The organism is Rhodococcus sp. KB6 (genome assembly GCF_001445685.1).
GTDB lineage: Bacteria > Actinomycetota > Actinomycetes > Mycobacteriales > Mycobacteriaceae > Rhodococcus_F > Rhodococcus_F qingshengii.
This window is the reverse complement of sequence record NZ_LNAK01000097.1, coordinates 1-322: the sequence shown is the minus strand read 5'-3', so window position 1 is coordinate 322 and position 322 is coordinate 1. Positions and strand designations below refer to the sequence as shown.

At 59.3% G+C, this 322-nt stretch carries 1 protein-coding gene; it reads right to left on the bottom strand.

Going from position 1 to position 322, the window contains the following annotated elements; translation table 11 throughout:
• Nucleotides 1-322: condensation domain-containing protein (locus ASU23_RS12330; RefSeq protein WP_156423156.1), on the bottom strand; the 322-nt coding region annotated here is incomplete at both ends.

The following is a 322-nucleotide window of genomic DNA, read 5'->3' as shown; positions in this document are numbered from 1 at the left end:
TCTGGAACGAGAGCATCACCTGGAACAACGGATTACGAGCCTGCGACCGCGCCGGATTGAGCACCTCCACCAACCGCTCGAACGGCACATCCGCATGCGCAAACGCACCCAGATCGCCCTCACGAACCCGACCCAACAACCCCGAGAACGACTCCGAAGAATCCACCTCGGTCCGCAACACCAACGTATTGACGAACATCCCGATCAAATCATCGAGAACCTGCTCACCACGACCCGCCACCGGAGTACCGATCGCAATATCGGACGTCCCCGACAACCGCGACAACAACACCGCCAACGCCGCATGCACCACCATGAACAA